Origin of the sequence: Nocardiopsis sp. MG754419 (assembly GCF_018207095.1) — a bacterium.
Classification (GTDB): Bacteria; Actinomycetota; Actinomycetes; order Streptosporangiales; family Streptosporangiaceae; genus Nocardiopsis.
Genome location: NZ_QOCZ01000181.1, coordinates 1 through 10,129, shown reverse-complemented (window position 1 = coordinate 10,129; position 10,129 = coordinate 1). Strand labels below are relative to the sequence as shown.

The window sequence follows — 10,129 nt, the reverse complement described above, 5'->3', positions numbered from 1 at the left end:
CCCCGCCGCTCTGTACCGGCGGGGTTCGGCGCGTCTGCTCAGTCCGCCCTTTCCCCGTCCCACCGTGGGATGACCGCTTCCGGAAGAGGCGCGGGTAGAGCGGCCGGGGCACCGTCACCCGCGACCAGTCGAGGTCCGACCCCAGGTAGAACTCGGGGTAGGTCGGCTGGTTGTAGGTGGTCTGCTGCCAGGCGATCCCGACCCGGTATTGGGGGTCGTGCATGAGGGTGTGCAGCTTGCGGTCGGTCACCTCGGTGGAGGTGTACACCCGCAGCGCCGTACCGTCGTCGGTGCGCAACACCAGTTCCTCACGCCAGTCCCCGAACACGTCCGCCACCAAGGCCGGGTTGCCCTTGGTGCCGTTGTTGGTGAGCGTCCCCTCCGCGCGGATCAGGGTACCGCGCGTCCAGTCCTCGACGGCGGGGGTCCGCGCGACACCGTCGACCTCACCGCCGTCGACGATCTGGGTGGTCATGTCGGCAGCCCACCGGATGCTCATGTTGGTGCCCGGGACCTCCTCCCCCAGGTACTCGCCGTCGGCCGACCACAGGCCACCGGCACCGCCCTGCCCTGGCGGCATCGACGACCACACCTCGTAGCCCGGGCTGTCCGGGTCGACGTCGCCCACCATGCCGCGGCCGGTGTCGCGCCCGGAGTAGGCGCCGAACAACACCTCACCGGTGTCGGCGTCGCGCATGGCCTGGCCGTAGGGCGCCCACCCGGCCCCTTCGTGGACGGTCCAGATCCGCACGCCGCCGTCGGGCGTGAAGCGACCCGCGTGCATGGCGTCCCCGTGACCCAGCTTGACGTTCTCCCCCGGAGCCGCGCTGCCGGGCGGCAACGTGGCGTGAGAGGAGTAACGCAGGGACCCGTCGGAGTTCAGGGTGGCGGCACCGTAGACGATCTCCTGTCGGTGGTCGCCGTCCACGTCGGCCACGCTCAGCGAGTGGAAGCCCTGTCCGGCGAGCGTGCCGAACTCGGGATCACCGCCCACACCACCGTGCGGTGCGGCGTCGAAGGGGTTGTCCATGGGCACGTGCCCACTGTCGGCCACCCAGCGTTCCCGGATCCGCTCGCCGTCGAAGTCGTGGGCCACCACCACCGAACGGGTGTAGTAGCCGCGCGCGAAGATCGCCGACGGGGTGCGTCCGTCCAGGTGGGCGACGCCGGCGAGGAAACGGTCCACGCGGTTGCCCGGCTCGATCCGGGCCATGGCGTAGTCCCCCCACAGGAGCCCGTCGTCCCCGCGACCGGGCCGGTAGCGGACGGTGTCGATCTCCTGACCGGTGAGGCCGTCGAACACGGTGAGGTACTCGGGTCCGTCCACGATGAACCCCTCGAACTCGCGCAGCCGGTTGTTGCCACTGCGCTCGGGGGCGTAGACGTCCATGAGGTGGTCGGCGAGGGAGGCGGCGTCGCCGCGTGAGAGCGGGTAGTCGTACTCCGCGTCGGCGCCGAGCGCCTCCTCCACCGTGGCGGGCCAGTTCCCGTCCCTCACCTCGGGGTGCGCGTGCCAGTCGAGGAACAGGTCGACGACGTGCTCGTAGTAGTCCTCGGCGCTCATGCGATGGTCGTCGTCGTGGGTGATCCCGGCCGCCACGTCCTCCTCGGGCAGGGTGACGTACTCCTCCTCGACGACCTCCCCGTCGGCGCCGAAGGTGGTGCTCTTGGTGCCGGGGGCGGTCTTGAACATCAGTTCCGCGCGGCCGTCACCGTCGAGGTCGTAGACGAGGAACTGGGTGTAGTGGGCGCCGGAGCGGATGTTCACGCCCAGGTCGATCCTGTGCAGGAGGGTCCCGTCGAGCGCGTACGTGTCGATGTAGGTGTTGCCGGTGTAGCCGACCTGGGAGACGTCCTTGGAGTTGCTCGGGTCCCACTTGACGACGAACTCGTACTGCCCGTCCCCGTCCATGTCGCCGACGGAGACGTCGTTGGCTGTGTAGGTGTACTCCTCCCCCGCGGGTGTGGTGCCGCCCTCGGGCGCTCGCAAGGGGATGTCGAGGTGCCCGTCGGCCCAGGGGGTGACGGAGTCGGAGGGGTCCTGTTCACGTCCGCGCACCACCGCGGCGACCCGGTACTCGGAGTCGGGGGCGCCGTCGGCGTCCAGCAGATTGGTGCTGTCGGTGACGGTCGCGAGGCGCTCACCGTCCCGGTAGACCCGAAAGTCGGGGCCGGTCAGACCGGAGTCGGTGTGGCCGGTGACCTCGTGGGCGAGCAGGCGCCATGCGAGGTGCACACCGTCGTCGGTGTCCACGGCGACCAGCCCGCGGTCGAGCCGTTCGAGTTGCATGAGGTGTCGGGGGCCGAACTCGCCGCGGGGTTCGGTCGCGGCCACGGCCGCGCCCGGGAGGACGAGCAGGGCGGCCGCGGTCGACGCGGTCAGCCGGACGAGGACGGGGACGTGCACGGGGGTGCGGGGGGTCAACGTTCCACCTCCTGGTGCGAGGGGGATCAACGTGACACGGAAAGCGCTTTCCGTCAAGAGTGCGGGCCGATGTGAGGACCGTGCCGAAGCGGGGGTGCGGGGTGGCGGACCGGGTGGTCGGTGCACAGCGATCGCGGTCGGACCCCGTGAGGATCGGTACCCGGCCGGCACACTCGACGCGGACCCCGGCACCTTCGTGGTCAATGTGCGAGGCCGTACCGCCGGACAATGTGGTCGGGCGGACCTCAGCCCTCGACGGTGAGCTCGGAGCGACCGCTGCTCTCGTAGCCCTCGGTCGCCAGGATCATGTAGTGCTTGAACGCGCCCAGGCTCATACCGGCGGCCTCCCACGCGTCGAAATGGTGGCCGGTGGTGATGGTGCCACCGGTCCGCGTCGTCTGGCGCACGCTCCAGAACTGCGGAAACGTCGCGTCGTCGCCCTCGACGGACGGGGCGCCGTGCCGCATGGTCCGGTAGATGTCGTAGGTACCGCCGTCGCTGTCCACCGTGCCCCGGAAGTCGCCCTCGGGCCGGTAGGTGCCGATGTCGTCCACGACGTAGTACTCCACGAGCGGGTCCGAGGTCCAGCCGTACAGGCTCAGATACCCGTTACCCGAGGGGCTGAAGGTGCCCGAGTAGGTCACGCTTCTGCGCCCACCGGTCCGCCATCCCTTCCCGCACACGAAGTTGCCGCTGTCGCTCCACTCGGTGCCGTAGGACCCACCGGGCCCCATGGTCATGGACACCGAGTCGGGGCGATCGGTCCAGAACGAGTAGAAGTAGCCGTCGTGGGTGCCCGTCCGGTTCTCGGTGATGGTCTCGGCGCGCGCGGCACCGCACATCATCAGGGAGGGCACCGCCGCGACGAGCGCGCCGGCCCCGGTGAGACGGAGGAAGCCCCTGCGGCCGAACGGGGATCGCGGGCCGTCGTCCATGGTCGTGCTCCTCCAGCTGGGACCGGGCCGAGGGCCGGGCGGACCGCCACGGAGGGGTCACCGATGACCGGTCGTGGATCACCACGTGCCCGTGCCGTGCGGATCGGCGGGTCGTCGTGTCCCGAAGTATCCGTTCGCCGGGAACGCGAGTCAACGATCTACGAACCGTTTCGGCCGAACTCGTGGGCGTTCCACCGACGTCCCCGCGGGGCGGTCCCCTGCTCTCGGCGGCATCTCCACACCACCCCGCGCCGACGGATCGGACCTGTGGATAACCCGATCCGGCCCCCTCGGTCGGCGCAGACTGGAAACATGCTCTCCACCGACACCCTCGCCCTGCTCCGTTGCCTCTTCCACGATCTGCCCGGCGACCACCACGTACTCACGCTGAACCTCCGGCGCCCGATGTCCACCGCCGTGCGCCGAGACGGTGATCGGTTCGAGGTCGAGGACCCCTCCGTGGTCGAACGCCTACGCCGGGCGGTCGCCGATCCGGCCCCGGCCGCCCTGGTCCTGCGCACCCGTACCGACCACGTCCCGGAGAACCCGTCGGAGGGGACGGACGTCCTCGTCGAACTGGTCCGTGGTTGGTGGGTGGGGCACCGCGCGCTGGTCCCCCTCGACGAGGCGCAGATGTTCGACGCCTTCTGCACCGACACCGCCTCCGGGGAGCCCATCCCGCCCGAGCCGGGCGTGCGGTATGTGAGCGCTCCGGCGGTGGACCTGTCCCACCTGGAGGACGTATGAGAACCCCGGATCGGGGCGCGGCCCCGCCACCGTTCCACCGCCGACCCCGGGCGGCGTTTCGAGTCCGTCCCGCGTTCGCTTCCCCCCGGGCACAGGCGCCCCGGGCCGTTCCGGTGCGCGAACGCCGCAACGGTCCGATGCCGGTCGCTCGCCGCGCACCCGCGGCCGGCGCCCCCGGTGTCCTGGACACGGGTCCCGGCGATGCGGGCTCGGGTCCTGACCAGGAGCGCGCACCCCAGCGGTCCGTCGGCTCACGCCGATGCCCGTCCCCGACCACCGTCGCCTTCCACCCCGGGAACGGACCCGACCCCGTCGCCGGGACCGCGGGTGCTGCGCCCAGCCGGGGAAGAACCCGGTGCTCAGGGTGCGCCCTCGGCGTCACCGCGACGCTCCGCGGTGGGCGACGCCGGTGCGTCCACCTCTCCTCGCACCCGATCGCCGGCGGGGCCACCCTGGGTGGGAGACCATGGGAGCGTCGCCGGCGGTTCGCCCCGATGCCCGTGCTCGGAATCCCCCACGTGCGCGCCCGCGCGCGACCGGAGGTCATGTGGTGGGCCGACGTCCTCCTGCCCGCGTCCCGTGCGCGCGCCAGAGACCACGGACGTCACGCGCGGGTTCTTCTTGCGCGGCGCCCGCGTGGCGGGGCCAGCGTGGCGGGGCCAGCGCGCGGGGTATGCGGGGCACGTGCGGCGCGGGCGGCGACCTCGCGATACCGCTCGGGTAGGTCCACGTCCACGCCGATACGCGAGAGGTAGGGGCCGGCGGTGAGGCCACACTCGATGTCGGCCGGGCCCGCTTCATGCCCGTGTACGAGAGACTGGGGGCGTGAGCACAGAGAGCAGCCGTCCGGGACCGCCCGACATCAGTCCCTCCATCCTCGTTCTGACCCTGGCGCGCAGGGTCGAGAGCGAACTGAACGCCGCCCTCGCCCCACTGGATCTGACCGTGTCCAGGCTCGCGCTGCTCGGGCACATCGCCGCGGTCCCCGGACTGTCGTTCAGCGAACTCGCCCGGATGTCGGCGATCACCGTGCAGAGCGCGCACGGCGCGGTGAAGACCCTGACCGCCAAGGGCCTGGTGCGCGACCACACCGCCCGGTCCGGTTCCGCGTCGACGATCGAGGTCACCCCCGAGGGTGCCCGGCTGCTCGACGCCGCCAAGGAGGCGACCGCCACGGTGGACGCTCACCTGTTCGGTCCCGAGGCCGACAAGGTCCACCAGCGAGTGGGCACGGTTCTGCGCGATGCCTTCGCCTCCACCGACGACGACTGACACCGTTCCCGTCCGGCGCGGGCTCCTCCTGGTGAGCCGGGACGGTCCCGGCCCGCGCATCCCCGCGCAGGCACACTCCCGCCGGCGTGGCAGCCCCGCGTTCACCGGCAGGCACCGCCGCGGCTGTGGCGCATTCACGGAGCGTTGCCCTCTGGTGGCTAGGTTCACGGTGTCCCCACCCCCACATGGAAAGCAGCCCGACCATGTCGGTCCTCCGCCACTCGACGGCTCACCGTTCCCTCACTCTGCTGGCGCTCGGCACGCTCGCCGCGGCACCCGTGGTGGCTCTGCCCTCCACCGCCTGGGCCCAGACCGCCCCCGAACGCGTTCTGCTCTCCCCCACCGACGACCTCGCCACGTCCCAGCACGTGACCTGGCGCACCGAGGGCCTGGACGAGGGCTCGCACTTGGAGGTGATCCCGGTACGGGGCGCCTACGCGACCACGTCCGTCTCCGCCGAGCACACCGGTGGGACCGCCGGCCACCAGTACTACCGTGCCACCCTCACGGACCTGGAGCCCGACACCGAGTACCGCTACCGGGTGGTCCCGGGCGAGGGTGCGGCCGGTCGCTGGCAGTCCTTCACCACCGCCGACTCCGAGGCGGTGCCCTTCGACTTCCTCTACTTCGGCGACATCCAGAACGACATCACCCGGGGTGCCGCACCCGTGGTCCGCTCGGCCTTGGAGGCCTCCCCCGACGCCGAACTGGCCGTGCACGCCGGTGACCTGATCGACCACGCGAACAACGACTCGCAGTGGGGCGAGTGGTACGACGCCTTCGGCGCGCGGACCACCGGCTCCATCAACCACGTGGCCGCGCCGGGCAATCACGAGTACGCCTCCAACGCGCTCAGCGGTCACTGGGCCCTGCAGTTCCCGGGTGCGGGCAACGGCCCACAGGAGGGCGTGGACCTGGCCGAGACCGTCTACTCCACGGACTACCAGGGGGTGCGGTTCATCAACCTGAGCTCCAACTACCGTGACGCCGACGTCGACGACGTCGACGCGTGGCTGGAGCTGCAGAACGACTGGCTCGTGGACACCCTGGAGGACAACCCGAACGAGTGGACCGTGGTCACCTTCCACCACCCGTTGTTCTCCAACAGCCCCGGCCGTGACAACGCTCCGCTGCGCGAGGCCTGGTTGGACACGCTGGAGGAGTACGACGTCGACCTGGTCCTGCAGGGACACGACCACTCCTACAGCCGGGGCAACCTGGTGGAGAACCGCACCGAGGACCCCGACGCCCACACCGGACCGGTCTACGTGGTCGCGGTGACCGGCCCCAAGATGTACCAGGCCACCGATCAGAACTGGACCTCCAACGGCGCCGAGGCGCGGGTCCAGGTGACCGACACCCAGACCTTCCAGTCGGTCTCGGTGGACGGATCCGCCCTGGAGTACGTGTCCACCACCGCCGACGGCGCGGTCGTGGACGCCTTCACCATCGACAAGGACGAGGACGGCAAGCTGGTCACCGACCAGTACTGATCCGTCCGGGCGGGCCCGTCGGGAGCGCGAGCCCCGGCGGGCCCGCCCGTTCGTGTGGGCCGGAGCGGCTTCGGCGAGGTCACGGACGGTGGGGGCGCACATCGGACTGAAAGGATCCGCGCCCCTTCGTGGGCGCGGCGGAACCGAGCGGCGGAGGCGGATCCGCTCTCCCCACGGCCGGACGTTGAGCACCGACCACCGCCATGGTGGACCCCGCGTCCAGAGGAAGGCCCACGCCCACATGCGCGGCGAAGGGGCTCGCGGCCCTGCGGCGCTCGCGTTCGAGGGAATATAACTTGAACGCTCAACCTTCTACTGATCGGCACCGTTCACCACAGGCCGAGGCCGAAGAGCGACCTCCGCGCGACCCCAGGGAGCCCACCATGTCCGACACCGCCCAGCCGCGGCCGACCTCGCCCGTGAACGAGCGCGTCCTCAACGACGCCACGGGCATGGACGCCGTCACCCTGCACGTGGGCGACCTGGAGTCGATGACCTCGTACTACGCGAACGCTCTCGCCCTCGCACCCATCGAGGAACGGTCCCACGGCCGCGAGGTGCGCCGGGTCCTCGGCCGCGGCACGACCCCGATGGTCCGGCTCATCGCCACCCCGGAACTCCCCGAGGTCGACCCGCGCCAAGCCGGGCTGTTCCACACCGCGTTCCTGTTCGAGGATCGCGCCGCGCTCGCCGCGACCGTCCACCGCGCAGCGAGCGACCCGCGCAGCCGCTTCGTCGGTTCCTCCGACCACCTGGTCAGCGAGGCCTTCTACTTCACCGACCCCGAGGGCAACGGCATCGAGCTCTACGTGGATCGCCGGCGTTCGGACTGGAAGTACGTCGACGGTCGGCTCCAGATGTCCACCCTCCACCTGGACCCCAACGCCTACCTGAACGCCCACCTCGACGAGAGCGCCGTCGCGGCGGGTCCCGGGCGGGCCGGCAAGGTCGGCCACGTCCATCTGCAGGTCGGCGACATCCCGACCGCGAAGGCCTTCTACGTCGACGCCATCGGCTTCGCCACCACGGTGGACACCTACCCCGGCGCGCTGTTCGCCGCCGCGGGCGGCTACCACCACCACGTGGCCATGAACACCTGGAACAGCGCCGGCGCGGGTCCCCGCGCCGCGGGCCTGGGCCTCGGCGACGTGGCGATCACCGTGCCCTCCCGGGAGGACCTGGACGCACTCGTCGCACGCCTGAGGGAGCGCCGTCTGGAATTCGCCGACACCGGACGCTCGGTGGTACTCCGCGACCCGTGGGACACCCAGGTGACGGTCGCCCTGCCCGGCACCGACACCACCGAACTCCTGGAGCGCTGACCTCGACATCGGCGGCCGGGGCGCACCCCGGCCGCCGCGCCCGTGCTCGGCGTGGCTCAGGTCAGCGCGGCGACCACCCGCTCCTGCCCCTCCCACCGGGCACGCAGCAGCCACGCGCCCTGCGGCGCGCCGTCCAGAACGCGCGGGAGCCGCACGCGACCACCCTCGGACGGCGCACCCTCGCCCTCCCCGTCGCCGGGTTCCCTGGAGATCAGCACCCGCTGCGGCCGGTGGCCCACCACGCGTCCGTCCTCCCAGATCTCCAGCGGCGCCTGCTCCTGCTCACCGCCGAGCGCCCGACGGAAGCAGCCGAGGGCCACCTCGTCCTCAGTACCGTCGTAGACCCAGCGCGGACCCAGCACGGAATGCTCCAGGGTGCCGACGAGGTGCGCCTCATGGCCGGCCAGCGGAGCGGCGCGATAGGTCAGCGGAATGTGGAACAGGCGCTCCCCGCGCCGGAGCAGGAACGCCTCCACCCCGACCTCACCGTCCGGGTCGTCGAACCGGTAGGTGCCCAGCACCTCGTCGGGCCCGTGTCCCGCCCACGACCGGCCGTCCAGCCACGCGCCGATCAGCGTCGGCTTGTCCGGGGTGAGTGTCGCCTTGTGAATGATCGCCATGGCGCCCAGTATCCGCCCGCCCTCCGCCGCGCCGCCACCCTCGGGCGGGCTCTCCCCGAGCCGCTCCGTCCACCGACGACCCACTCATCCGTCGGTCCCCACCCGTACGATGTCGCCCGGGCCGTGTCCTGACCTAGGCCGAAACGGACGAACCCGCGTGCCGCCATCGGCCGGGCGGGTCCGAATGTCGGCGCGCCGGTGCAGAGTGAGGCGGTGGGCCGTTCGAGAGAGAACCAAGGATCGCCCGACCTCGTGCGCCGACACGGGAGGACGGTGCGTCCTCCCCCGAACGAAGGGTTCCGGCCATCGCCGTTCAGCGACGTGGACAGCACCGAGCCATGTGGCGCTTGTCACCACAGACTCTCCTTGGCGGGCACAGGTCCACACTCCATCGCCATGACCTGCCATGACCTGACGACTCTCACCCGCACGTGCCACCTCGCACACGAGCAAGGTGCACCCGTGAGAAAAACTCACCAGAATCACAACCACAGCATCCGCGTCGGCGACCAACGGGACGACAGGCGCACATCGATCGTTGGGAAGGCAGGACCGTGAGGTTCGCGTTCGTTCATGACGGAACGGGAAGCACACACTCGACCGGGGACACCCCCCGCATCGGGGAGCAGAAGGACCGGCACCCGGAGCGCACGCTACGGCCATCGATCCGTATCGCCGTGGCCGCCGAGCGCATGCGCGACCGAGGCACCACCGACGTGCGGCGCACCCAGGCCTGCCTGGATCGGATGTGGCACACGATCTCCGTCTCCCGCATGCCCCAGGGGCCGGCTCCGCTACTCGACTGGACGAGCGACGAGATCGGTGAGGAAGAAGTGTTCCGCCCCCAGGCGTTCCGCGCTCAGGCCTGGGGAGCGCGAACATGAGCGACTGGTCCATCGACCCGGCCCAGGTCGGTTCCGTGCTCTCGGAGACGGCCGCACACATCGGTGAGGAAGGCGGCACCTCCGGGCTCTTGGGTCACATGAGTCAGTTGGAGACGCGGATCACTTCGCTGAACTCCCACATCAACAGCGCCCCCATCGGAATCGCCATCGGTGAGTTCGCGGAACACCACTTCGGGGCGTTGGGCGGCATGCTCTCGTTGACCGCCTCGGCGGTCCAGGGCGCGAGTGAGGCCACCACCGCCTACGTCGAGGGCGACCGGGAGATGGCCGCCGAAGCACAGGCCAGTGCGGGTGAGATCCCCGATCCGGAGGCACCGCCACCGCCACCCCCGGCGGGGCCCGGTGCGGGCCGGCCCGTCTGACCCCGGACACGGCTCCCCTCGAAGTCTCGTCCTGCTCTGTGAACCCCC

At 71.1% G+C, this 10,129-nt stretch carries 9 protein-coding genes; 6 read left to right on the top strand and 3 right to left on the bottom strand.

Annotated elements, in window-relative coordinates; genetic code table 11:
• Together DSY14_RS24685 and DSY14_RS24680 are read right to left on the bottom strand one after the other, a co-directional pair.
• A partial coding sequence (locus DSY14_RS24685) for a rhamnogalacturonan lyase (RefSeq protein ID WP_211719015.1) occupies positions 1-2,290 on the bottom strand: 2,290 nt, incomplete at its 3' end.
• A 380-nt stretch (positions 2,291-2,670) separates the two neighbouring features.
• Positions 2,671-3,360, bottom strand: coding sequence for a glycoside hydrolase family 11 protein (locus DSY14_RS24680; RefSeq protein ID WP_211719013.1), 690 nt, complete (start codon positions 3,358-3,360; stop codon positions 2,671-2,673).
• Positions 3,361-3,672: 312 nt separating this feature from the next.
• Between DSY14_RS24680 and DSY14_RS24675 the strand changes: the two genes are divergently transcribed.
• The 4 genes from DSY14_RS24675 to DSY14_RS24660 all read left to right on the top strand — a co-directional run bounded on the left by DSY14_RS24675 (position 3,673) and on the right by DSY14_RS24660 (position 8,194).
• A complete protein-coding gene (locus DSY14_RS24675; RefSeq protein ID WP_211719012.1) occupies positions 3,673-4,107 on the top strand; it encodes a hypothetical protein in 435 nt (144 codons plus the stop codon).
• Positions 4,108-4,932: 825 nt separating this feature from the next.
• Positions 4,933-5,379 carry a MarR family winged helix-turn-helix transcriptional regulator gene (locus DSY14_RS24670; RefSeq protein ID WP_211719011.1) on the top strand — a complete coding sequence of 149 codons (447 nt, stop codon included), beginning with the start codon at positions 4,933-4,935 and terminating at the stop codon, positions 5,377-5,379.
• 185 nt (positions 5,380-5,564) lie between these two features.
• The gene (locus DSY14_RS24665) at positions 5,565-6,872 is read left to right on the top strand and encodes a metallophosphoesterase family protein (RefSeq protein ID WP_249188409.1); all 1,308 of its coding nucleotides are present in this window, start codon (positions 5,565-5,567) and stop codon (positions 6,870-6,872) included.
• Between the two features lie 383 nt (positions 6,873-7,255).
• Entirely contained in the window at positions 7,256-8,194 is a 939-nt protein-coding gene (locus tag DSY14_RS24660; protein WP_211719010.1) for a VOC family protein, read from the top strand.
• A gap of 56 nt (positions 8,195-8,250) precedes the next feature.
• Here the strand turns inward: DSY14_RS24660 and DSY14_RS24655 are convergent, their stop codons facing one another.
• On the bottom strand, positions 8,251-8,814 hold the full coding sequence (locus DSY14_RS24655) for a hypothetical protein (protein ID WP_211719009.1): 564 nt from the start codon (positions 8,812-8,814) through the stop codon (positions 8,251-8,253).
• A 554-nt stretch (positions 8,815-9,368) separates the two neighbouring features.
• Here DSY14_RS24655 and DSY14_RS24650 point away from each other — a divergent pair.
• Positions 9,369-9,698 (top strand): hypothetical protein, encoded by a 330-nt coding sequence (locus tag DSY14_RS24650; RefSeq protein ID WP_211719008.1) that lies wholly within the window; start codon positions 9,369-9,371, stop codon positions 9,696-9,698.
• Positions 9,695-10,081, top strand: a complete 387-nt coding sequence (locus DSY14_RS24645) for a DUF6507 family protein (protein ID WP_211719007.1) — start codon at positions 9,695-9,697, stop codon at positions 10,079-10,081. Before DSY14_RS24650 ends, DSY14_RS24645 begins: the two co-directional genes overlap by 4 nt.
• Positions 10,082-10,129: the final 48 nt, after the last annotated feature.